The sequence below is a fragment of the Actinomadura formosensis genome, assembly GCF_050948385.1.
In the GTDB taxonomy this organism is placed as follows: Bacteria; Actinomycetota; Actinomycetes; order Streptosporangiales; family Streptosporangiaceae; genus Spirillospora; species Spirillospora formosensis.
In genome coordinates this window covers 2,169,515-2,190,555 of the sequence record NZ_CP192011.1, presented here as the reverse complement: position 1 = coordinate 2,190,555, position 21,041 = coordinate 2,169,515, and the positions used below count along the sequence as shown (strand labels likewise).

The 21,041-nt window shown below is 72.0% G+C and carries 15 protein-coding genes; 1 reads left to right on the top strand and 14 read right to left on the bottom strand.

The annotated features are described in order from the left end of the window. Positions 1-130: 130 nt before the first annotated feature. The gene (locus tag ACQP1N_RS10290; RefSeq protein WP_433230717.1) at positions 131-1,432 is read left to right on the top strand and encodes a cyclic nucleotide-binding domain-containing protein; all 1,302 of its coding nucleotides are present in this window, start codon (positions 131-133) and stop codon (positions 1,430-1,432) included. A 35-nt stretch (positions 1,433-1,467) separates the two neighbouring features. Here the strand turns inward: ACQP1N_RS10290 and cimA are convergent, their stop codons facing one another. The 14 genes from cimA to ACQP1N_RS10220 all read right to left on the bottom strand — a co-directional run bounded on the left by cimA (position 1,468) and on the right by ACQP1N_RS10220 (position 20,972). Further along, on the bottom strand, positions 1,468-3,045 hold the full coding sequence (gene cimA, locus ACQP1N_RS10285) for a citramalate synthase (protein WP_067793749.1): 1,578 nt from the start codon (positions 3,043-3,045) through the stop codon (positions 1,468-1,470). A gap of 259 nt (positions 3,046-3,304) precedes the next feature. Then, on the bottom strand, positions 3,305-4,408 hold the full coding sequence (locus ACQP1N_RS10280) for a branched-chain amino acid aminotransferase (protein ID WP_067793750.1): 1,104 nt from the start codon (positions 4,406-4,408) through the stop codon (positions 3,305-3,307). A 165-nt stretch (positions 4,409-4,573) separates the two neighbouring features. Beyond that, positions 4,574-5,641, bottom strand: coding sequence for a 3-isopropylmalate dehydrogenase (locus tag ACQP1N_RS10275; RefSeq protein ID WP_433230714.1), 1,068 nt, complete (start codon positions 5,639-5,641; stop codon positions 4,574-4,576). 58 nt (positions 5,642-5,699) lie between these two features. Continuing rightward, entirely contained in the window at positions 5,700-6,380 is a 681-nt protein-coding gene (locus tag ACQP1N_RS10270) for a (2Fe-2S)-binding protein (RefSeq protein WP_067793752.1), read from the bottom strand. A gap of 445 nt (positions 6,381-6,825) precedes the next feature. Then, positions 6,826-8,415 carry a phosphoglycerate dehydrogenase gene (serA, locus tag ACQP1N_RS10265; protein ID WP_067793753.1) on the bottom strand — a complete coding sequence of 530 codons (1,590 nt, stop codon included), beginning with the start codon at positions 8,413-8,415 and terminating at the stop codon, positions 6,826-6,828. Positions 8,416-8,597: 182 nt separating this feature from the next. Further along, positions 8,598-9,236, bottom strand: coding sequence for a hypothetical protein (locus tag ACQP1N_RS10260; protein ID WP_242608852.1), 639 nt, complete (start codon positions 9,234-9,236; stop codon positions 8,598-8,600). A 339-nt stretch (positions 9,237-9,575) separates the two neighbouring features. Further along, a complete protein-coding gene (locus ACQP1N_RS10255; RefSeq protein ID WP_433230711.1) occupies positions 9,576-11,108 on the bottom strand; it encodes a DUF2079 domain-containing protein in 1,533 nt (510 codons plus the stop codon). Between the two features lie 55 nt (positions 11,109-11,163). Further along, positions 11,164-13,119: an FtsX-like permease family protein gene (locus ACQP1N_RS10250; RefSeq protein WP_433230708.1), complete on the bottom strand. Its 1,956-nt coding sequence runs from the start codon at positions 13,117-13,119 to the stop codon at positions 11,164-11,166. After that, complete coding sequence (locus ACQP1N_RS10245) at positions 13,116-13,832, bottom strand: ABC transporter ATP-binding protein (RefSeq protein WP_067793756.1); 717 nt, start codon at positions 13,830-13,832, stop codon at positions 13,116-13,118. Before ACQP1N_RS10245 ends, ACQP1N_RS10250 begins: the two co-directional genes overlap by 4 nt. Next, positions 13,829-14,416: a PadR family transcriptional regulator gene (locus tag ACQP1N_RS10240; RefSeq protein WP_067793757.1), complete on the bottom strand. Its 588-nt coding sequence runs from the start codon at positions 14,414-14,416 to the stop codon at positions 13,829-13,831. The genes ACQP1N_RS10245 and ACQP1N_RS10240 overlap by 4 nt, the downstream gene beginning before the upstream one ends. Positions 14,417-14,525: 109 nt before the next feature. Next, complete coding sequence (gene ilvC / locus ACQP1N_RS10235; protein WP_067793758.1) at positions 14,526-15,509, bottom strand: ketol-acid reductoisomerase; 984 nt, start codon at positions 15,507-15,509, stop codon at positions 14,526-14,528. A 106-nt stretch (positions 15,510-15,615) separates the two neighbouring features. Continuing rightward, complete coding sequence (gene ilvN / locus ACQP1N_RS10230) at positions 15,616-16,140, bottom strand: acetolactate synthase small subunit (protein ID WP_067793759.1); 525 nt, start codon at positions 16,138-16,140, stop codon at positions 15,616-15,618. A gap of 5 nt (positions 16,141-16,145) precedes the next feature. Then, complete coding sequence (locus ACQP1N_RS10225) at positions 16,146-17,909, bottom strand: acetolactate synthase large subunit (RefSeq protein ID WP_067793760.1); 1,764 nt, start codon at positions 17,907-17,909, stop codon at positions 16,146-16,148. A 237-nt stretch (positions 17,910-18,146) separates the two neighbouring features. Continuing rightward, positions 18,147-20,972 carry a putative bifunctional diguanylate cyclase/phosphodiesterase gene (locus tag ACQP1N_RS10220; protein WP_067793761.1) on the bottom strand — a complete coding sequence of 942 codons (2,826 nt, stop codon included), beginning with the start codon at positions 20,970-20,972 and terminating at the stop codon, positions 18,147-18,149. Between the last annotated feature and the right edge of the window lie 69 nt (positions 20,973-21,041).

Here is a 21,041-nt window from a genome sequence, read left to right as displayed (position 1 = left end):
TGTCTTTCATACAGTCATTGTATGGTCTTCATATGCGTGTTGTCCTATTCTTTAAGGGGGACGTGGGGACGGACCAACACCGAGGAGCCGGCGGACACCACGCCGGTCCCTCCGGGGGAAGGAAGACTCCGTGAGACTGAACCGCTGGACGGCGCGGCTGCGCAGGCGGACCGCCTCGCACGCCGGCGGCCTGCTGAACACGCAGATCATGACCTCCGTGACGCTCGGGGCCGTGGTGCTGGGCTACCTGATGGACGGTTCGCACATCGCCGCGATCAGCGGCGTGCTGGCGTTCCTGTCGTTCCCCGCGGTGAGCATGACGAACGCGGTCGTCCGGCTCATGCGGGCGGAGACGCTGCAGGAGACGTCCGGGCCGCCGGCGTTGCCGACGGTGACGATCGCACCGGCCGCGGACGTGGCCACGCCGGGTCCGGACAGGACATTCTGGGACGCGCTGACGCCGGCGGAGAAGCATGAACTCCTCGCGCGGGCGCGCAGGCACCTCTACCGCAAGGAGGACGTCCTGTGCCGGGAGGGCGGGCCCGCCGCCGAGGTCGTGATGATCCAGTCCGGCTGGACACGGGTATGGGTCCGGGAGGGCGCCGAGCAGCGGATCATCGCGTTCCGCGGCACCGGGGAACTGGTCGGCGAGCGGGCCGCGCTGATGGTCCGGGACCGGTCCGCCACCGTGACGGCGGAGAGCGACGTCCAGGCGCTACGGATCGGCGCCCGGGAGTTCGGTGCCTTCCTGGACGGGAATCCGCGGGTGCGGGCCGTCCTGGAGCAGCAGGTCTACCGGCGGCAGGTCGAACGGCGCGACCCGCACGACCGGTCCGACGAACCGCGGGGCAACTGCTCGATCCTCATCACCGACATCACGGGGTTCAGTTCGCCGGGGCGCACCGACGCCGACCGCGAGTACGTCCTGAACGCCATGTACGACCTGATGGGCGAGGCGTTCACCGCGTCCGGGCTCGCCCTCTCCCGCCTCTACCACGAGGACCGCGGGGACGGCGCGCTCGTCATCGTCCCGCCGGCCACACCGACCGACCGGGTCGTCGACCCGATGCTCGCGCACCTCGCCGCGGAGCTGCGGCGGCACAACCGGCGCGCCTCCGAGGCGACCCGGCTGCAGCTGCGGGCCGCGCTGCACGTCGGTCCCGTGCGGCGCGGCCCGAAGGGCGTGGCCGGCGTCTCCATCATCACGACGCGGCGCATGGTGGACGCGCCCGCGGTGAAACGGCGCGTCGCGCAGACGGGCGCCGACCTGGCGTTCGTCACGTCCGACTTCGTGTTCGACACCGTGATCACGCCCGCCCCCGGCCTGGTCGACCCGAGCCGCTTCTCGCGCGTCCGGGTCCGGGTGAAGGAGACGTCGCTGTCGGCGTGGCTCATGCTGGAGGGCGGCACGCCCGAGCTGCGGGCCTGCTAGTGGGCGAGGTCCACGCGGCCGGGGCGCCCCGCCGGTCAGCCCGCCTCGTAGCCCGCGCGCAGCAGGCAGTACGTGACGGCCTCTTCGAGGGCCTGCCAGGACGCGGCGATGACGTTGTCTTCGACGCCGACCGTTCCCCACTCGCGTTCGCCGTCACCGGACTCGATGAGAACCCGCGTCCGCGCGTCGGTTCCGTGCGCCCCTTCGAGGATGCGGACCTTGTAGTCGACCAGCTCCAGCCGCGCCAGCTCGGGGTAGAGGCGGCCGAGCGCGAGGCGCAGCGCGTTGTCGAGAGCGTTGACGGGGCCGTTGCCCTCCCCGGTCGCGATGATCCGCTCGCCCTTGGCGTGCAGCTTCACGGTGGCCTCGCTGACCATGGACCCGTCCGGGCGGCGCTCCACGATCGACCGCCAGGACTCGACCTCGAAGTGCCGCTGCCGGACGCCGGTCAGTTCCTCGCGCAGCAGCAGCTCGAACGAGGCGTCCGCCGCCTCGAAGGTGTAGCCGGTCGCCTCCAGCTCCTTCACCCTGCCGACGACGGCCTTGGACTTCTCACCGGACAGGTCGTAGCCCAGCTCGCGGCCCTTCAGCTCGACGGACGCGCGGCCCGCCATGCTCGACACCAGCATCCGCATGTCGTTGCCGACGGCGGCCGGGTCGATGTGCTGGTACAGGTCCGGGTCGATCTTCACGGCGGACGCGTGCAGCCCCGCCTTGTGCGCGAACGCCGACACGCCCACGTACGGCTGCTGGGAGGCGGCCGCGACGTTGGTGACCTCGGACACCGCGTGCGCGATCCGGGTCATCTCGGCGAGCTGCGTGTCCGACACGAGGCTCATACCCCGCTTGAGCTGCAGATTTCCGAGGACGGTGAACAGGTTGGCGTTGCCGCTGCGCTCCCCGTACCCGTTCGCGCAGCCCTGCACGTGGGTGGCACCGGCCTTGACCGCGGCAAGCGTGTTCGCGACCGCGCAGCCGGAGTCGTCGTGGCAGTGGATACCGGCCCGGACCCCGTACCCCACGACCTCGTGGACGATCTCGGCCAGTTCGTCCGGCAGCATGCCGCCGTTGGTGTCGCAGAGCGCGACGACGTCCGCGCCGGCCTCGGCGGCGGTGCGGACCGCCTCCAGCGCGTAGGCACGGTTGGCCTTGTAGCCGTCGAAGAAGTGCTCGGCGTCCAGGAAGACCCGTTGGCCCTCCGCACGCAGGTGGGAGACCGTGTCGCGGATCATCGCGAGGTTCTCCTCCAGGGTGGTGCGGAGGGCCAGCTCGACGTGCCTGTCGTGACTCTTGGCGACCAGGGTCACGACGGGCGCGCCGGATTCGCGCAGGGCGGCGACCTGGGGGTCGTCGGCCGCCTTCACCCCGGCCCGGCGGGTCGCGCCGAACGCGGTGAGCCGCGCGTGCTTCAGGTCGAGCTCTGTTCTAGCCCGCCTGAAGAACTCAGTGTCCTTGGGGTTGGCGCCCGGCCAGCCGCCCTCGATGAAGCCGACGCCCAGGTCGTCGAGGTGCCGCGCGATGGCGAGCTTGTCGGGCACGGAGAGGTTGAGCCCCTCCTGCTGCGCCCCGTCGCGCAGGGTGGTGTCGTAGACGTGGAACGCGTCGCCTTGCATAGATGAGAACCCCCAGAGGGATCAAGCGCCAGGGCACAAAAAAGACCCCCCACGGACGTGAGAGGTCTGCGCGCCGGCGGTGTCCCGTTAGCTGCCGGCGCGCCAGCCGATAATGACGAGGCTGTGGCGCATGATGGTCCCCAGTGTGCCATACGCCGGACGATGCTGAGACCACCGGTCCATCATGTGAGATGCCCGGCCGATCGCGACCCGATCCGGCCCGGCTCCGTCCGCTGCGGGGAGCCGGGCCGGTACACGATCAGGCGATCTTGTGAATCCAGCCGTAGGGGTCGGGACGGGTGCCGTACTGGATGCCGACCAGTTCCTGGCGCAGCCGCATCGAGATCTCGCCGGGCTCGCCGTCGCCGATCAGCCACTCCCGGTCCCGGCCCTTGACCCGGCCGACCGGGCTGATGATCGCGGCGGTGCCGCAGCCGAACACCTCGGTGATCTCGCCGGACCGGCAGCCCGCCTCCCACTCGTCGATGCTGATCTTGCCCTCCTCGGCGGGGACGCCGAGGTCGGGGGCCAGCTTGAGCATCGAGTCGCGGGTGACGCCGGCGAGGAGCGTGCCGGTGAGCGCGGGGGTGAGGAGCCGGGCCCGCGTACCGGAGCCGTAGACGAACATGAGGTTCATCGAGCCGACCTCCTCGACCCAGCGGTGCTCCACCGCGTCGAGCCAGACGACCTGGTCGCAGCCCTGCGCGACGGCCTCGGCCTGCCCGGCGAAGGACGCCGCGTAGTTGCCGCCGAACTTGGCCTCGCCGGTGCCGCCGGGCGCGGCGCGGGTGTAGTCCTGCGACAGCCACACCGAGACGGGCCTGATACCGCGCGGGTAGTACAGCCCGGACGGGGACGCGATGACCATGAACAGGAACTCGCTCGCCGGGCTGTTGACGCCGAGCGCGCGGGTCGTGGCGAACATGAACGGCCGGAGGTAGAGGCTGTGGCCCTCGGCGTCCGGGACCCAGTCCCGGTCGGTGCGGACGAGCAGTTCGACGGCGTCCACGAACAGCTGCTCGGGGATCTCCGGCATCGCCATCCGCCTGGCGGAGCGGTTCATCCGGGCCGCGTTCATGTAGGGGCGGAACGCGACGACCGACCCGTCCGGCTGCTTGTAGGCCTTGAGTCCCTCGAAGAGCTCCTGGGCGTAGTGGAACACCTGGCAGGCCGGGTCCATCGGGATCGGCCCGTACGGTTCGAGCTTCGCGTCGTGCCAGCCCCGCTCCGCCGAGTACCTGATCGTGATCATGTGGTCGGTGAAGTGCCGGCCGAAGCCGGGGTCGGCCAGGACCGCCGCGCGCTCCTCGGCGGTCGCGGGCCGCTCGGTGCGCGTGATCTCGAAGTCCAGGGTGTCGCTCATCGCGGTTCGTCCTCTCGCGGATCGCCGGGCGGCCCCGTCGCCGCCTGTGGCGTCTCTAGTCCCTATTGTCGTACTTCGTCTAGACCTGCTCCTCCGCGCGGCGCATACGGAAATCCGGGCGCGCCGCGAGGGCACGCCCGGTCCGGCCGGATAGGCGGCGTGCCCCTATCCGGATACTCGCTTGGCGATCGCGTCGCCGATCTGGGACGTGGACCGCGCGCCGAGGGCGGCGCGCTCGGCCAGGTCGTCCGAGACGGCCTGCTCGACGCGGCGGGCGGCGTCGGACTCGCCCATGTGGTCGAGCAGCATGGCGACGGACAGGATCGTGGCGGTCGGGTCGGCCTTGCCCTGCCCGGCGATGTCGGGCGCGCTGCCGTGCACCGGCTCGAACATCGACGGGGCGGTGCGGTCGGGGTTGACGTTGCCGGACGCGGCGAGCCCGATCCCGCCGGCGATCGCGGCGCCGATGTCGGTGATGATGTCGCCGAACAGGTTGTCGGTGACGACGACGTCGAACCGCTGCGGCTGGGACACGAAGAACATCGTGGCCGCGTCAACATGGACGTAGTCCGTGGAGACCTGCGGGTACTCCTCGGCAACTCGCCGGAGCGTCCGCTGGTAGAGATCGCCCGCGAAGGTAAGGACGTTGTCCTTGTGGACGAGCGTCAGCTTGGGACCAATCCCGCCTGCGCGGGGGGCGCGGGACGCGGCGACCTCGAACGCGTACCGGATCACGCGCTCGACGCCGAAGGCGGTGTTGACGCTCTCCTGCGTGGCGACCTCGTGCGGCGTGCCCTTCCGAAGGACGCCGCCGACGCCGGTGTACGGGCCCTCGGTGCCCTCCCGGACGACGACCATGTCGATGTCGCCGGGCGTCACGCCGGCCAGCGGGGTCGTGACGCCGGGGAACAGCTTGACCGGGCGCAGGTTGACGTAGTGGTCGAGTTCGAACCGGGTCCGCAGCAGCAGGCCGCGCTCCAGCGTCCCGCTGGGCACGCTCGGGTCGCCGACGGCGCCGAGCAGGATGACGTCCTGCTCACGCAGTTCGGCCAGGACCGAGTCGGGCAGCGTCTCCCCCGTCCGGTGCCAGCGGGCGGCGCCCAGGTCGTAGGTGGTCTGCTCGAACGTGAGGTCGCCGGGCACCGCATCGAGGACCTTCAGTCCCTCGGCGACCACCTCGGGGCCGATCCCGTCCCCCGGGATGACGGCCAGACGAATGCTGCGCGAAGCCATGCGCGCACTCTACTGCAAACGTCTCAGTGCGTGGGCTTCCATCTCGCATAACGGACATTCATCGGGCGAGCCCGCAATCCCCGCACATCCCGCCGCCCGGCACGCGGTAGTACAGGCAGCAGTTGTTCCGGACGAACCCGCCCGACCCGAACTCCCCCGCTCCGGCCAGCGGTTCCCGCCCGAGCAGTTCCCGCACGAGCGCGACCCGCGCGGGACCGGCGGGCCCGACATTGAGCCCCCCGGCAAGCGCGGACGCGGCATTCCCCCACACCAGCCCGTCCGCGAGCTTGACAAAGGTCAGCACCATGTCGCGGAACGGCCGCAGGCAACCGTCCACGATCATGGGGTGAATGAGAGCGGCGGCCTGCGCGGTGCTCTCGACCCGCCAGCCACGCGGCTCCGCGAGCCCCAGGGCGATCGGCTCGCCCGGCGCCCACCGCCAGCGCAGCCCGGCCAGATCCGGCACGATCCCGAGTGCCGCCGCCGCGACCACCGGCGACCACAGCCGGGACGCAAGCCCCTGGAAGACCAGCGAGGCGGCCACCCGCCGCTCGTCCGTCCCGAGCCGCTCGGCGTAATCCCCGGTCAGCGCCCGCAGCCGCGCGGCATCACCGGGAAAAGGCCGCCACGCGCGGTCCGCCGCCCCGGCGGGCGCCGTGACGATCTCGAAGTAGGGCCCGAGCCGGGCGACGTCGCGCAGCACTCCCGCGACCTCGGCGGGCACGACCTCGACCGGCATGAGCCCAGTCTCGCATCGCGACCGCTCAGTCAGCCCGGCGGTCCAGGGCGGTCTGCAGGGCGCGGGCGGCCTCTTCTTCGGCGTCGTCGGCGGGCGCGTTGGTCCAGGTGTCGTTCATGATGGAATGCTCCAGATTCGCTGAGCTGTGGCGAGAGGGCCGCCGGGAGGCCGTGGTTCGCACGGTCCGGCGCGAAAATCGGGCTCACGGCCAGGCAGAACCTCCGCAGCGGGTGCCGGCCTGCCGATGATCAGGCCCCGCTGCGGCAGCGAAGGATTACCACGAAGCGCCGCATGACTTCTTGCGAGATTACCTCCGCTCCAGCGGAGTTGTCCCGACCCGTGGCAGAGAATCTCAATATCTGAGACAAGGGAAGGGTGAGAAGCGCCACGGGCGGGCGCCCGGCGCAAGGCCGGACCGCCCGCCCGCGGGGACGAAAACCCCGGCTCAGCCGGTGAGCTCCACGCGGCGGCCCATGTCGGCGCCCACCTCGCGGGTGATGGCGTCGACGAGCTGCGGGGAGATGGCCGAGTCGACGGTCAGCGCGATCAGCGCCTTGCCGCCCTTGACGTCGCGGCCGACCTGCATCCCGGCGATGTTGACCTGCTCGTCGCCGAGCAGCTTGCCGACCGCGCCGACGATGCCGGGACGGTCGACATAGGAGAAGAACGCCATGTGCTCGGTGGGCACGAGCTCCATGTTGTAGCCGTTGATCTCGATGATCCGCTCGGCGTGCTTCGGGCCGGTGAGCGTGCCGGACACCGACACGACGGCGCCGTCGGACATGGTGCCGCGCACCTGCACGACGTTGCGCCAGTCGGGGCTGTCCTCGGACGTGGTGAGGGTGACCTCGACGCCGCGGTCACGGGCGAGGAGCGGCGCGTTGACGAACGTCACGGCCTCCTCGACGACGTCCACGAACACGCCCTTGAGCGCGGCCAGCTCCAGCACCTTGACGTCGTGTTCGGCGATCTCGCCGCGGACCACCACGTCCAGCCGGACGGGGACGCCGCCGGCGAGCGCGGTGAAGATGCGGCCGAGCTTCTCGGCGAGCGGCAGCCCGGGCTTGACGTCCTCGGCGACCGCGCCGCCCTGCACGTTCACGGCGTCCGGCACGAACTCGCCGGACAGCGCGAGCTTCACCGAGCGGGCGACCTGCGTGCCCGCCTTCTCCTGCGCCTCGTGGGTGCTGGCGCCGAGGTGCGGGGTGACGATCACGTTGTCGTGGTGGAACAGCGGGCTCTCGGTGCACGGCTCGGTGCTGAACACGTCGATGCCGGCGGCGGCGACCCGGCCGTCCTTGATCGCGAGGTCGAGGGCCTCCTCGTCCACGATCCCGCCGCGGGCCGCGTTGACGATCCGGACGGACGGCTTGACCTGCCGCAGCTCTCGGTCTCCGAGGAGGCCGAGGGTCTCGGGCGTCTTCGGCAGGTGGACGGTGATGAAGTCGCTCTCGCGGAGCAGCTCCTCCAGCGTGACGAGCTTCACGCCGAGCTGCGCGGCGCGGGCGGCCTGCACGTAGGGGTCGAACGCGACCACGTTCATGTCGAAGGCGGCGAGGCGCTGCGCGACGAGGACGCCGATGCGGCCGAGGCCGAGGACGCCGACGGTCTTGCCCTGCAGTTCGACGCCGGTGTACCTGGAGCGCTTCCACTCGCCCTGCTTGAGCGCGGCGTGCCCCTGCGGGACGTTGCGCGCGGTGGCGAGGAGCAGCGCGATCGCGTGCTCGGCGGCGGTGACGATGTTGGACGTGGGCGCGTTGACGACCATGACGCCGGCCTTGGTGGCGGCCTCCACGTCGACGTTGTCGAGGCCGACGCCGGCGCGGGCGACGACCCGCAGCTTCCTGGCGTGCTGGAACACCTCGGCGGTGACCTTGGTGGCGCTGCGGACGATCAGCGCGTCGACGTCGGCGACGGCGGCCAGCAGCTGCTCCTTGTCACTGCCGTCGACGTGCCGGACGTCGAAGTCGGCTTCCAGCACGGCGATGCCGGCCGGGGAGAGTTCTTCTGCGACGAGGACGACGGGCTTGCTCAAGAGGAAACAGTCCTTCGGAAAGTGGATGTTCGTGTGCTGTGCAGGTGAAGTCGCGAGTCACCTCGTCGTGCCCTCGCCCCTGCCAGCGAGTCTATAACCCGTGGGCCGCCGCAGTCGGCGGCGGGGAAACACCCACCCTTAACTGCCGGTACGGGCAGTCCGGCCGGGTTCGCCCCGGTTCGTCAGGCCGCGTTCGGTTCCGGCACCGCGGCGAGCACGCACGCCACTCCCTCGGCGTCGGCGACGTGGATGTGCGGGACGTCCACGAACACCCGCAGCGGACCGGCCGGCAGCCCCAGTTCCTCGGCCACCTGCAACTGCACCTCGCGCAGCGGGATGTACATCAGGTAGCCGCGGTGGACGTTCTGCGACCGGAACATCGCCGTCATGATCAGCCGGTAGCCGCGGATGCGGAACGACAGCGCGGTCAGGGCGGGCAGCCCGTCCGCCGGCTCACCCGGGATCGTCAGCGAGATCCACGCGCTCGTCGTCCACGGCCTGGCCCGCAGCAGGTCCACCACCCACCGGATCTGGTCGTGCCCGTCCAGGTCGTGCAGCCTCGGCCAGTACCGCCCGCGGACGACACGGCGGGTGCGCTCCTGCGCCCGCCGGACCAGCCGCACCCGGTCGCCGTGCTCGTGCAGGATCGGGTCCTCCCAGCTCAGCGAGTTGATCTCGAACACCAGCGGGGGCCCCTCGATGATGGGACCGCCGTCCTCCAGCCCGGCCTCCCCGGCCGCCCAGACGTGCCGGAGCACGCCGATCCACGCCTGCCCGCACGTCTCCCAGCGCCGGACGTCCCTGTCCCCTCGCGCCGGCATGTCATGACTCCGCACCGTTATTCGGAGATTTACCTGCCCGCGGGATTGCCGCGCCGGCAGGGAATTGCGCGTCGCCTCCGGCCGATGACCTTCCGTTGCCCTCGATCAGCCTCACACCGCTCATGCACTCCGCCTCAACGCCCGCCGCGGCGGCGGTCACGTAAGTGTTCGCGCAGGTACTCCCAGTACCGGCCGCACCCGTCACCGCTTTCTTCAAGTATCAGGCAAAGTACCCAGAAAGGGTAGGGATATTTATCCCGGCGACACCTTCACCGGCTTTCTGACCGTGATCTTCCCCGTGGGTCACTGGACAATCCGTCCAAACGATCGTGAAATGCTTCACCAGGGATCGGGGGCGTCCCGGTGCAGCACGATGTAGCCCTCCCGCTGGAAGATCACCCGGTAGCCGGCGGCCTCCTGCCGGGCGACCCGCCGCCGCTGCTCGGCGACCGACGGGAAGGGGAACTCCAGCTGTCCGACGTACGCGACCACCCAGGGCGCGCCGCGCGGGTGCTCGTCCCACAGGAGCACGCGGGCGCGGGAGGTCAGCGCCGGTCCGACACCGTTCGCGGCCTCGACGAGCGCGCCGTCGGGGATCGTCGCGACCGCCGCCGATGCCGCGCGGGCGCGTTCGTTCGGCTGCCACAGCGCCGGATCGGCCAGGTACCGGTAGGCGAAGAACGGCACGCAGACGAGCGTGGCGGCCAGCGCCCCGGCCATCGGCGGGACGGGCGGGACCCGCCGCGCGGCCCCGAGCCGTCCGCGCAGCCGCGCCGCCCCGTCCACCGCCGCGAGGACGAGCACGGCGACGATGAACGCGTTGTAGTGGTAGTGCGGCTCCCACCAGTTGCCGAAGCGGCTGGCGAGCATCCGCTCGGCCAGCAGCGGCAGCGCGGTCAGCGTCAGCGGGGAGGCGAGCGGCAGCAGGAGCAGCGGCAGGACGACCAGCGCCATCGTCACGACCTTCTGCGGCGGGTCGGCGAGCACGGTCAGGACGTCCCACGGATGGGTGAGCGCGTGCGCGGCGGCGTGCGGCACGTCCGGGCCGAGCGCTCCGTACGCCCAGTAGTAGCCGTTGTCACCGCCGAACGCCGCGATGAGGACGCGGGAGCAGACCCAGGTGGCGGCCAGCCCGACCACGACGTAGGTGAGGCCGGCGCGCCGGTCGCCTCGCGGCAGCAGGTCGCCGAACCCGCGGCGCTCGCCTTCCTGCTCGTCCGGACGGGTGAGCAGGTAGATGCCGAAGCCCGTGAGGAGGAGCCCCATGTCCTCCTTGGTGAGCAGCAGGAGGAACGCGGCCCCTGCCGCCTGGACCCGCCGTCCCGCGTCGTACCGCTCGACGAGCAGCGCCGACAGCAGCGGCACGAACGCGACCTCGTGGAAGTCGAACGCGAGCGCCTCGGCGATCGGCCAGGACAGCGCGTACGCGCCGGCCGCGCAGTACGCGGCGCCGCGGCCGAGCCTGCGTTCGGTGTACCGCCAGATCGGCCAGATCGCGAGCGCGAACAGCACGGCCTGCGCGACCAGCAGCGTCTCCGGGCCGCCGTGGATCCAGTAGAGCGGCGCGAGCAGCGCCAGGATCGGCGAGAAGTGGTCGCCGAGGACGGAGAAGTGGGGGCCGAAGTCGTTGTGGACGCCCTTGACCATCGCGACGGGAAGATCGAACCGGCTGTAGGAGCGAACCGCCTGATCGAAGATCACCAGGTCGTAACTGCCGGTCCGGAAGGCGCGCAGCCGCATCAGCGAGTACGCCGCGTACAGCAGCGCGCTCGCCGCGATCAGCGCGGCGGGCGGCAGGCGGCGCCGGGTGCCTCCCCCGGCGCCGGCGGGGATCTCGCCGGCGGGTCCCCGCGCCACGACGATCTCCGCCACGCGCCGGACGCTACCATCGGTCCGGCGCGCGGCTGAGTTTCGGGCCACGCGTTTCCTAAGTCGGATTGCGACGCGTCATGGGCAGGTTCGACCGGGTGAACGCCCCGGCGACGAGCGCGGCGAGGAGCGGGAGGCCGACGGCGATGGCCGCCAGCAGCGCCCACGGGATGTCGATGATCGTGCCGTGCTGCGGCGCGCCGAACTCCTCGACCTGCGCCGTGAGCGGACGCGTCACCGCGATGCCGGGGACGAGGCCGCCCGCGATGCCGAGCCAGCAGCCCAGCACGGCGATGAACCCGGCCCGGCCCATGGTCAGCAGCCGGCGGGCGCGCGGTCCCGCGCCGACCGCGCCGAGCGTCGCGAGGTCGGGGCGGGCGTCGGCGGACGCCAGGCCCGTCGCGATCAGCGCGCCGCCGAACACCAGGATCGCCGCGACCGCCCCGAGCGCCAGGGTGATCTCGTCGAACGACTTGGTGAAGCCCCGCTCGACGTAGACGGCGCCCTCGTCCTTGGAGAAGGAGTCCAGGACCCTGTCCAGCCGTGCCTGCTCGGCCTCGGTGACGCGGTGGTCCGCGCGGTCGATGCCGAACGCCTCCGTCCGGACGGGCAGCCCGATCCGCTCGGCGACCGCCGGGGGAACGATGGTCCGCACGGGCGAGTCGCCGGAGGCGGCGACGGCCGGCAGGTCCTTGATCGTCCGGATGGTGCGCTGTTCCTCGTTCGCCCAGTAGAACACCGTGGCGGTCACCTTGCCCTCGGCCGGCGGCCGCACCCCGAACAGCACGACCTTGCCCGCGTTCAGCGCGGAGGTGACGGCTGGGTCCTCGGCGCCGAGCAGCATCGCGGCCTCGCGGGGGCCGCCGACCACGTTGTCCATGACGACGGAGCCGTCGTACAGCTCGGAGCCCCCGGCGAACTCGACGCCGGGGCACTGCGCCGTGTCGCCGGGCGGGCAGGCGGTCCCCGGTCCGGGCAGGGCCTTCAGCGTGCGGACGGGCACACCGGGCAGGGCGCGCCAGACGGCTTGGCCGACCGCGTCCGCCCGGTCCAGCGGCGGCCGGACCAGCGCCGACCCCATGGGCAGTTTCGGCTGGTACTCGATCTGCCGCTGCCGGAAGTCACTGGCGCCCCCGATGGCCAGCGCGGTGATCCCGGCGACGGCGGCCATGATCGCGGCGACCGCGGGTGCGGTGCGGGACCGGTTGCGCGCGGCGTCCCGGACGGCGAAGCGCAGCGGCATCGGCAGCAGGGGGGCGAGCCGCCCGGTGGTGCCGACGAGCCACGGGCAGGCGAGCACGAGCCCGATGATGACCAGCGCCGCGCCGGCCGCCGCGCCGAGTTCCCGCCACTGCCGGGTGCCCCACACCGACAGCGTGAGGCCCGCGAGGACGAGCATGCCGCCGGCGATCGGCCAGCCGCGGCGGGCCGGGCCGGGCGGTTCGCGGCGGCCGGCGAGGGCGGCGACGACGTCCATCCGGGCGGCCTGCGCGGCGGGCACGAGCGCGGCCAGCAGCCCGCTGCCCGCGCCGAACAGCATCGTCAGGGCGACGGCGAGCCACGGCACCGCCAGGGACGGCGCGTCGCCGCCGGTGGCGCGGTTGACGATGGACGCCGAGGCGATGCCGAGCGCGGCCCCGCCGACCGCGGCGGCCCCGCCGAGCAGCAGCCCGCTCGCAAGGACCGTGGCACGCAGGTGCCGGCCGCTGCCGCCGGCCGCCGCGACGAGCGCGAGGTCGCGGCGGCGCCTGCGGACGTCCACCGCGAACGCCGGGCCCGCCAGCAGGACGATCTCCAGCACGACCATCGCGAAGATCATCGCGAGCACGGCGCCCTCGCCGGAACTCGACTGGGCCGGTTCCGGCTCTGCCGCCCCGGCCGTGCGCCAGAGCACGGCCAGGGCGACGACGGCGGCGACCGGCAGCCCGATCATGCCCAGGATCAGCGCCGTGCGCCCCTTGGCGCGCTGCGCGTCCTGCCGGGCGAGGCGCAGCGCGAATCGGTAGCGATTCACTTCGCCTCCTGGAGCAGGGTCTCGGGCCCGGAGCGGTCTGGGGTGGCATCGACGATCCGGCCGTCGCGCAGGAACACGACCCGGTCGGCCCAGGCGGCGTGCCGGGACTCGTGCGTGACCATCAGGCAGGACGCGCCCGCGTCGCAGCGGCCCCGCAGCACCCGCATGACGTCCTCGCCGGTGTGGCTGTCGAGCGCGCCGGTCGGCTCGTCGGCGAGGACGAGCCGGCGGTCGCCGACGAGCGCGCGGGCGATCGCGACGCGCTGCTGCTGGCCGCCGGACATCTCGTCCGGGAACCGGTCGGCGAGTTCGGCGACGCCGACCTCGCTCAGCGCGTGCCGCGCCTCCACGCGGGCCTGGCGGGTGCGGACGCCGTCCAGTTCGCGCGGCAGCATGACGTTCTCGGCGGCGGTCAGGCTGGGGATGAGGTTGAGGTCCTGGAAGACGTAGCCGACGGCGCGGCGGCGCAGCGCCGAGCGTTCGGCCCGGCTGAGCGCGCCGAGGTCGGCGCCGTCCACGACGACCTGCCCGGACGTGGGCGCGTCGAGGCCGCCGGCGAGCGTCAGCAGGGTCGACTTGCCGGAGCCGGAGGGGCCCATCACCGCGACGAACTCGCCCGGTGCGACGTCCAGCGTCACCTCGGCGAGGGCGTGTACGAGACCTGGCCCCGTCCCGTGGTCGCGGGAGACGCCCCGCATGGACAGGACGCTCATCGCCGCGCCTCCTCGTCGGCCCGTGCGGGCGCCTCGGCGGGAGCCGCGGGTGCGGGCGGCTCGGCGCGGACGATGTAGGACTCGCAGTGGTCCAGCCAGCGCACCTCGGCCTCCGCCTGGAAGATCATGGATTCCAGGACGAGCCGCCACGCGCGGTCGCCCTGGTCGGCGGGGACGGCGGGCGCGTCGGCCTTCAGCCGGGTGAGGTCCTGGAGAGAGCGCAGCGTGGCGGTGCGCTGGACCTGGACGACGCGGGCGGCGTCCACGCCGGGGGTGGTGACGGCCATCGCCAGCTTGATCGCCAGTTCGTCGCGCGGCCGGTCGGACCGGACGAGCGGGGTGGCGAACCACCGCCGGACGTCCTCCTCACCCGCCGGGGTGATCCGGTAGACGAAGCGGCCCTCACCGTCGGCGCCGACGCGGGTGACGAAGTCGTCGCGTTCGAGGCGGGAGAGCGTGGAGTAGACCTGGCCGATGTTGAGCGGCCAGGTGGCGCCGGTCGAGGACTCGAACTCGGCGCGCAGCTGGTAGCCGTAGCGGGGCCCCTGGGACAGCAGTGCCAGCAGGCCATGACGGATCGACATGCCTACCAAGTATGCATACGGAGTATGGCTCTCGCAATACCGAGTATGCATCCAATGCGCGAAGGCGCGGGGGCCAGGTGGCCCCCGCGCCTTCGGTGCGAAGCGCGGACTAGTCGTTCAGCCAGCTCATCATCGGACGCAGCTCCGCCCCGGTCTTCTCGATCGGGTGCCCGGCCAGCTCCTCGCGGTACTGCTGGAACTGCTTCTGGCCGCCCTCGAACTCGTCCACCAGCTCCTTGGCGTACTGCCCGGACTGGATCTCGCCGAGGATCTTCTTCATCGCGGCCTTGGTCTCCGGCGTGATCACGCGCGGGCCGCGGCTGTAGCCGCCGTACTCGGCGTTGTCGGACACCGACCAGTACATCTTGGCGATGCCGCCCTCGTACATGAGGTCGACGATCAGCTTCATCTCGTGCAGGACCTCGAAGTAGGCGACCTCCGGCTGGTAGCCGGCCTCGGTCAGCACCTCGAACCCGGTCTTGATCAGCTCGGAGACGCCGCCGCACAGCACGGCCTGCTCGCCGAACAGGTCGGTCTCGGTCTCCTCGGTGAACGTGGTCTTGATGCCGCCCGCGCGGAGCCCGCCGATCGCCTTGGCGTAGGAGAGGGCCAGCGGCCAGGCGTTGCCGGACGCGTCCTTCTCCACGGCCACGATCACCGGCACGCCGCGTCCGGCGACGAACTGGCGGCGGACGAGGTGCCCCGGCCCCTTCGGCGCCACCATCGCCACGTCCACGCCCTCCGGCGGCTGGACGAGGTCGTAGCGGATGCTGAAGCCGTGGCCGAAGAACAGCGCGTCGCCCTCCACGAGCGCCGGCTTGATGTCCTTCTCGAAGATCTCCCGGTGGTGGTGGTCCGGGGCCAGCAGCATGATGAGGTCGGCCTCCTCGGCCGCCTCCGCCGGGGTGACCACGCGCAGGCCCTCGGCCTCCGCCTTCTCCCGGCTCGCCGACCCCTCGCGGAGCCCGACCCGGACGTCCACGCCGGAGTCGCGCAGCGAGAGCGCGTGCGCGTGCCCCTGGCTGCCGTAGCCGATGATCGCCACGTGCCGGCCCTGGATCACGCTCAGGTCGGCGGCGTCGTCGTAAAACATCTCAGCCACAGTGCTGTTGCCTTTCGTTGTTTTCGTTGGTTTGCCGGGGGTGTGGGGGTCGCCCCCCACACGGCTGCCGGAGGTGTGGGGGGCGTCCCCCACGGGGTTACGCGCTGCGCTCGATGGCCCGCAGCGAGCGGTCGGTGATGGACCGGGCGCCGCGGCCGATGGCCACCATGCCCGACTGGACCAGTTCCTTGATGCCGAACGGCTCCAGGACCCGGATGAACGCGTCCAGCTTGTCGCGGTTGCCGGTCGCCTCGATGGTGACGGCCTCGGGTGCGACGTCCACCACCTTGGCACGGAACAGGTTGACGGTCTCCAGCACCTGGGAGCGTGTCTCGGCGTCGGCGCGCACCTTGACGAGCACCAGTTCGCGCTGCACCGACGCCGAGGAGTCCAGCTCGACGATCTTCAGGACGTTGATCAGCTTGTTGAGCTGCTTGGTGACCTGTTCGAGGGGCAGGTCGGCGACGTTCACGACGATCGTCATCCGGGAGATGTCCGGGTGCTCGGTGACGCCGACCGCGAGCGACTCGATGTTGAAACCGCGCCGGGAGAACAGCGCCGCGACCCGGGCCAGGATGCCGGGCTTGTTCTCCACCAGCACCGAGAGGGTGTGCAGGCTCATCGGGGTCAGTCTCCGTTCTCCCACTCGGGCGCCATGTCCCGCGCGATCTTGATGTCGTCGTTGGTGGTTCCTGCCGCGACCATCGGCCAGACCATGGCGTCCTCGTGCACCACGAAGTCGATCACGACCGGCGCGTCGTTGATCTCCATGGCCTTGGCGATGACCTCATCGACGTCCTCGGCCCTCTCGCAGCGCAGGCCGACACAACCGTACGCCTCGGCCAGCTTGACGAAGTCCGGGATGCGCTTCACGGCGTGCTCGGCCTGGGGCTTGAGGCCGGTGTGGGAGTAGCGCTCGTTGTAGAAGAGCGTCTGCCACTGCCGGACCATGCCGAGGTTGCCGTTGTTGATCACGGCGACCTTGACCGGGATACCCTCGATCGCGCAGGTCGCGAGCTCCTGGTTGGTCATCTGGAAGCAGCCGTCGCCGTCGATCGCCCAGACCGTCGTATCGGGCGCGCCCACCTTGGCGCCCATCGCCGCCGGGACGGCGTAGCCCATCGTCCCCGCCCCGCCGGAGTTCAGGAACGCGCCGGGGCGCTCGTACTTGATGAACTGCGCGGCCCACATCTGGTGCTGGCCGACACCCGCGACGTAGTAGGCGTCCGGTCCGGCGATCCGCCCGATCCGCTCCATGACGTACTGCGGGGACAGCGAGCCGTCGTCCGGTGTGTCGTAGCCCAGCGGATATGTCTCGCGCCAGGCGTTGAGCTGCCGCCACCAGTCGGTGTAGTCGCCCTTGCGGCCCGCCTCGTGCTCGTTCTGCACGGCGACGATCAGGTCGGCGATGACCTCACGGGCGTCCCCGACGATCGGGACGTCGGCGTGCCGGTTCTTGGAGATCTCCGCCGGGTCGATGTCGGCGTGCACGACCTTGGCGTGCGGCGCGAACCCGTCCAGCTTGCCGGTGACCCGGTCGTCGAACCGGGCGCCGAGCGCGACCAGCAGGTCGGCACGCTGCAGCGCGCCGACCGCGCCGACCGCGCCGTGCATGCCGGGCATGCCCATGTGCAGCGGGTGGCTGTCGGGCAGCGCGCCCTTGGCCATCAGCGTGGTGACGACGGGCACGCCGGTCAGCTCGGCGAGCACCTTCAGCTCGGCGGACGCGCCGGCCTTCAGCACACCGCCGCCGACGTACAGCACCGGGCGCTCGGACTGGACGATCAGCCGTGCCGCCTCGCGGACCTGCTTGGAGTGCGGCCGGGTGACGGGCCGGTACCCGGGGAGCTGGAGCGTGACAGGCCAGTCGAAGCCAACGGTGGCCTGCAGGGCGTCCTTGGCGATGTCGACGAGGACCGGGCCGGGCCGGCCGGTGCTCGCGATGTGGAACGCCTCGGCGATCGTCCGGGCGATGTCGGCGGCGTCGGTGACCAGGAAGTTGTGCTTGGTGATCGGCATCGTGATGCCGGCGATGTCGGCCTCCTGGAAGCCGTCCGTCCCGATGAGGGAGGACGCGACCTGGCCGGTGATCGCGACGATGGGCACCGAGTCCATGTAGGCGTCGGAGATCGCCGTGACGAGGTTGGTCGCGCCCGGCCCGCTGGTGGCCATGCACACGCCCACCTTGCCGGTCACCATCGCGTAGCCCTGGGCGGCGTGCCCCGCGCCCTGCTCGTGCCGGACGAGGATGTGGCGCAGCTTCTTGGAGTCGAACAGCGGATCGTACGCCGGGAGGATCGCGCCACCCGGAATGCCGAACACGGTGTCGACGCCGACGTTCTCCAGGGCGCGGACCAGCGCCTGGGCTCCCGTCATCTGTTCGGTCGTCATGATTCTGCGGTTCCTTGGGGAATGTGAGTCTTGGCTCTCCGGGCAACAAAAAACCCCCGCCGCCGTGAAGCGGTCGAGGGGAGGCGCGCAGGACGAGAAGCTTGATCAGCCTGCGCGCCGACCAAGTACTACGAGGATGGTGGAAGTGCTCTGCACGAGCCCACTTTCGCCGATGTCCGGCCGCCGGTCAAATTCGTGGACACTTTGTCCCACCATCTGAGACAGATGTGTCGGAGGTCACCCCGGCAGGGGCAGGGCGACATCGCCGGGACGGTTCCGCCCGGCCAGGTTCGTCCGCACCAGCGACTCGACCCGCCCGGCCGCCATCGGACGCGCGACGAGGAAACCCTGGCCGCGCGGGCAGCCCATCTCCCGCAGCAGTTCCAGCTGCTCGGGCCGCTCGATGCCCTCCGCGACCACGGTCAGCCCGAGGTCGCTGCCGAGCCGCACGATCGTCCGGGTGAGCAGCGTCCGGGTCTCGTCCGAGCCGAGACCCGCCACGAACGACGGGTCGATCTTGATGACGTCGACCGGGAGCTGCCCGAGATAGGCGAGCGAGGCGTACCCGGTGCCGAAGTCGTCGATCGCGAGCCGGACGCCGAGGTCGCGCAGCTCCGACAGCCGTTCCACGTTCTGGCCGGCGTCCTCGACGAGGACCTCCTCGCGGACCTCCAGCGTGAGCGCGCTCGGCGGCAGCCCGGTCTCCTCCAGCGCCGCCGCGACCGACTCCACGAACCGGGGCGCGGCGATCTGCCGGGCGGTGAAGTTCACCGACAGGCCCACGTCCCACGAGTCGCCGCGCCACCGGGCGACCTCCCGGCACGCCTCCCGCAGCACCCAGCCGCCGAGCGGGATCATCAGGCCGGTCTCCTCGGCCGGGCCGATGAACTCCTCGGGCGACACCGCCTCGTTCCCGCGCCACCAGCGCAGCAGCGCCTCCACCCCGGTCACCCGGGACGTCGCGAGGTCCACCACCGGCTGGAACTCGACCGCGAACTGCTCCTCGGCGAGCGCCGCCTGCAGGTCGCTGCCCAGCTCCAGCCGCCGGACGACGTCGGCGTGCATGTGCGGCGCGTACACCTCGACGCGCCCGCCGCCCAGCTCCTTCGCGCGGGCCATCGCGAGGTCGCCGTTGCGCAGCAGGTCGGCGGCGCTGCGGCGGAGCCTGCGGCCCGCGTCCGTGTCGGTGCCGGCGGGCTCCTCCTCGTCCCCGGCGAACGCGATGCCGACACTGGCGGTCAGCACGATGTGCTTGTCACCGACCTGATACGGGTCGACCGAGAGCACGCGCAGCAGCCGTCCCGCGAGTTCGACCGTGGCGCGGGTCTCCCGGGCGTCCGGCGGCAACTGGACCAGGACGGCGAACTCGTCGCCGCCCCACCGCGCCACCGTGTCGTCGGACTGGACGTTCGCGCGCAGCCGCCGCGCCGCCTGCGCGAGCACCTGGTCACCGGCGGCGTGCCCCTCGGAGTCGTTCACCGCGGTGAAACCGTCCAGGTCGACGAACACGACCGCGACCGTGCCGCCGGACGGCTGCCGCGACAGCACCTCCCGCGTCCGCTCCTCGAAATAGGCGCGGTTCGGCAGGCCCGTCAGCCCGTCGTGGAACGTCAGGTGCGCGACCTGCCGCTGCAGCGCGGCCCGCTCGCTGAGGTCGCGGGTGGTGACCAGCAGCCGGGCCGGGGTCCCGTCCGAGCCGCTGTACCGGGAGATCGTCGACTCGGTCGGCAGCCACGTGCCGTCCGCGGCGCGTACCCGGCACGACACCCGCAGCGCGTCGTCCGGCCCGCCGGGGCCGGCCTCCTCGTCCAGGAACTCGGTGAACACGGCCTGGACGCGCGGCAGGTCCTCCGGGTGGATGATCTCGTTCAGCGGGCGTCCGAGCAGTTCGTCGGACGTGTAGCGGTACGTCCGGAGGGCGCCCGCGCTCGCGTACTGGACGGTCGCGTCGAGGTCGCAGATGAGCACCGCGTCGTTGATGCTCTCCGACAGCGCCCGGAAGTGCTCCTCACCGGTGTCCACGGCGCGGCGCAGCGCCTCGTTCTCGCGCAGCAGCCCGGCGAGGCGCGCGATCAGCACCAGCGCCGCCGAGCCCGCGGCGATCGACACCGCGGGCTCCAGGCCGTTCCGCCCGGTGAGGGAGTGGCCCGCGATGAACAGCGCCGCCGCGGCCGCGACGGCGGCGGGCGCGATGCCGGGGCCGATCATGCGGCCGCGCTCCTCGGCGGCGGGCTCGACGTCCGCGGGGATGTCGTCGACGGGCAGGTCCGGGCCCGCGGCCGGGCCCGTCCACGGCACCAGCAGCAGGAGCAGCAGCCCGGCGAGCCGCAGGATGTCGGACGGGTCGTCCACCGGACCGCCGCCCTCCAGCCGGACGAACGTGGTCACGATGTCGGCGACCGCGATCGCCGTCAGCGCGCCGTACCCCATCCAGGCGAGGCGGCGGTGCCCGTGCGCGGCGCCGAGGACGAACGGCAGCGCACCGCAGACGAACACGATGTCGATCACCGGGTACAGCAGTTCCAGCAGGAACTCCGGCGGCGACTCCCCTGACCGGTGGTAGAGGGTGCCGAACAGCGCGACCCAGCCGAGCACGAACAGCGCGCAGGCGCAGACATAGGTGTCCGCGGCGTAACGCAGCCACGTTCCCGCGTCGCGGGGCGGTCTTATCGGGACGATGAGGCCCGTGACGAGCGCTACCAGTGCGAACAGGTAGAAGAGGTCGGGCACCGAGAGCGACAGGGCGCTGCGGCCCGGGCCGTCCGACAGCGCGCTGCCGACGGCGCCCGCGAACCAGGACGCCGCGGCGATGCCGTACCAGCGCCACGACGCGCGCCAGAGCCCGCGCGGGACGCCCGGCTCCGCCGGGACACCGTCCGGCAGCCGGGACGACAGCAGCAGGGAGATCGCGGCGGCGCCCGCGGCGCCCGCCTCCGTCCACGCGATGAAGGCCCGGCCGCCCCAGCCCAGCAGCGAGCCGGTGGCGTACAGCAGGCCGACGACCGCGGCCATGGCGACCGGCAGCGTACGCGGCGGTACCCGCCTGGCGTAATCGCCGCTCATCACGCCGTGTCCCTTCCTGCCCCCTGGTGGAGCTGATCGGCCCCCGCGAAACGGTGACGCCGCACGCCG

Bases quoted from the DNA above. Each gene is read 5' to 3' on its own strand.
- cimA (WP_067793749.1), bottom strand. From the start codon at position 3,045: ATGCAAGGCGACGCGTTCCACGTCTACGACACCACCCTGCGCGACGGG.
- ACQP1N_RS10280 (WP_067793750.1), bottom strand. From the start codon at position 4,408: ATGAGCGACACCCTGGACTTCGAGATCACGCGCACCGAGCGGCCCGCG.
- ACQP1N_RS10275 (WP_433230714.1), bottom strand. From the start codon at position 5,641: ATGGCTTCGCGCAGCATTCGTCTGGCCGTCATCCCGGGGGACGGGATC.
- ACQP1N_RS10270 (WP_067793752.1), bottom strand. From the start codon at position 6,380: ATGCCGGTCGAGGTCGTGCCCGCCGAGGTCGCGGGAGTGCTGCGCGAC.
- ACQP1N_RS10260 (WP_242608852.1), bottom strand. From the start codon at position 9,236: ATGCCGGCGCGAGGGGACAGGGACGTCCGGCGCTGGGAGACGTGCGGG.
- ACQP1N_RS10245 (WP_067793756.1), bottom strand. From the start codon at position 13,832: ATGAGCGTCCTGTCCATGCGGGGCGTCTCCCGCGACCACGGGACGGGG.
- ACQP1N_RS10240 (WP_067793757.1), bottom strand. From the start codon at position 14,416: ATGTCGATCCGTCATGGCCTGCTGGCACTGCTGTCCCAGGGGCCCCGC.
- ilvC (WP_067793758.1), bottom strand. From the start codon at position 15,509: ATGTTTTACGACGACGCCGCCGACCTGAGCGTGATCCAGGGCCGGCAC.
- ilvN (WP_067793759.1), bottom strand. From the start codon at position 16,140: ATGAGCCTGCACACCCTCTCGGTGCTGGTGGAGAACAAGCCCGGCATC.
- ACQP1N_RS10225 (WP_067793760.1), bottom strand. From the start codon at position 17,909: ATGACGACCGAACAGATGACGGGAGCCCAGGCGCTGGTCCGCGCCCTG.
- ACQP1N_RS10220 (WP_067793761.1), bottom strand. From the start codon at position 20,972: ATGAGCGGCGATTACGCCAGGCGGGTACCGCCGCGTACGCTGCCGGTC.